Genomic DNA, 1,691 nt, shown 5'->3' with positions numbered 1-1,691 from the left:
GGAGATGTCGCAGCCCGGCCGAACAAGGAGATGGCCAATAACGAACAGCCTTGACACCAGTCGCCCCATACAAGTCCAGTGGCCCTTCACGTCATCTGCGCAAGACCGGTCGCTATCGGGACCGAAGCGGACATCGATTGGTAGCGAGCACTGCCCGGCTCAGTCGCGGATGACCGCCCCGAGCAGACCTCTCATGGACGCAAATCCATTTTGGGGCATATGTGATCAGGGCTGTCAGCACCGGCGACGGAGGCAGAAACGTTGCGGGCGTTGTCGCCGAACCGCTTGATTACTTCCATTTCGCCGAGGCGTCTGACTGGGGTTTACGGGTTGGTGTTACAGCCCGATGCCGAAACAAAGACCTGCTGCCTCGGTGAGGGAAATAGACGTGGCACATCCATCGAAACGAAAGGGCAGCGGCTTCGACCTGGAAGTGGTGAAGGTGCTGCAGGCGATGTCGCCGGCGAAGCCTGTGACCGATCCCGACAGCGGGATTTTCACCGCCTCGATGGCGTAGCCCGGCGCGGTGCTGACAAGGTAAGATATTTCGACTAACCTTCAAGGCGGGCAGGAACAGAGCCCACGACAGGAGATCGATGAGCACTGTAAAAAACGCTCTGGCCCAGAAGAGTGGCGCCACGATCCATGTTCGTTCCGGCGACATGGTCGTCGAAGCCTTGCGCAAGATGCGCGACAACCGGGTCCGGTCGGTGCTGGTCATCGACGACGACGTGCTGGTCGGTATCGTGACCCAGGGTGACTGCGCCATCAAAGTGCTGCTGCCCGGGCTCGACGCAAAGCAGACGCCGGTGGGCCAAGTGATGACGGGCAACCCGGTGACGGTCAAGCCGGACGATCGGCTGGAAGGCTGCATGGCAATGATGGCTGCGCGCGGTTTTCGCCATCTGCCAGTGCTAGACGCGGGCAAGGTTGTGGGCATGATCTCGATCGGAGACGTCGTTAAGAACATCATCCGGGATTTGGAGCACAACGTGGACGACCTGATGGGCTACATCATGAAAGACGGCCCCGGGGGCTGACAGACGAACCGCGGTGCCGTCCCCCCGTGGTACCTTGGTCGCTCCGATCCCGACTGACTGCCCCGGGGGCACCCACCACTTCAACGACAGCTGACCACCGCCAGAGCCGCCCTGCGAATGCGCATGGCGGTCAGGCCATCCATCATCGACGCGCTACTTAACCTTTGAAGAGTTCTGCAAAGAGTTCGCAAGGTGGCAGCGGACGATTGAGCGTGATCACGATCTTCTCGATCGTATTCCAGTCCGGTCCCCTTTCTACTATCTCATCCAGGTCCTCCAGCTCCTCGAACGCTATTGTTTCTTGTTTACCGCCCAAATAGCTTATCTCTGCCATCCAGCGGTCGGGCACTGACGTCCCCCATTGTCGCTTTAGCCCTGGGGGACATTGCCGGGTCTCCGATCGCTTGTCTTGGTCATATCATGCACCACAGCGAGATCGCGGCTAGAAGCGCATGTCCGCCGCACGATCAATCATTATAAGCGCTCGTTTTTGGACGAGGCTCATTCGCATAAGCATGCTTTTTCCGCAAAGTTTTCCCTCCCCCTCCCTCGGCCAAAGAGCTTGGTCAGATCTTTGAACCTCCTCCGAATTGATGGACACCTGTAGTAGGCTCGAAGAGCCAGGAGGTGTCGGATGGAAGGACGTCAACG

General features: G+C 59.0%; 3 protein-coding genes. 2 read left to right on the top strand and 1 reads right to left on the bottom strand.

Annotated features, from left to right (window positions below; translation table 11 throughout):
- The first annotated feature begins 388 nt into the window (after positions 1-388).
- Together SO139_RS46065 and SO139_RS46060 are read left to right on the top strand one after the other, a co-directional pair.
- The gene (locus tag SO139_RS46065; protein WP_474804850.1) at positions 389-517 is read left to right on the top strand and encodes a hypothetical protein; all 129 of its coding nucleotides are present in this window, start codon (positions 389-391) and stop codon (positions 515-517) included.
- 79 nt (positions 518-596) lie between these two features.
- Positions 597-1,040 (top strand): CBS domain-containing protein, encoded by a 444-nt coding sequence (locus tag SO139_RS46060; protein ID WP_474804852.1) that lies wholly within the window; start codon positions 597-599, stop codon positions 1,038-1,040.
- 157 nt (positions 1,041-1,197) lie between these two features.
- On the opposite strand, the gene SO139_RS46055 is transcribed toward SO139_RS46060, so the two are convergent.
- Positions 1,198-1,389, bottom strand: coding sequence for a hypothetical protein (locus SO139_RS46055; RefSeq protein ID WP_474804854.1), 192 nt, complete (start codon positions 1,387-1,389; stop codon positions 1,198-1,200).
- Between the last annotated feature and the right edge of the window lie 302 nt (positions 1,390-1,691).

The sequence above is a fragment of the Bradyrhizobium sp. UFLA05-89 genome (genome assembly GCF_059803475.1).
This window is presented reverse-complemented; position numbering and strand designations above follow the sequence as displayed.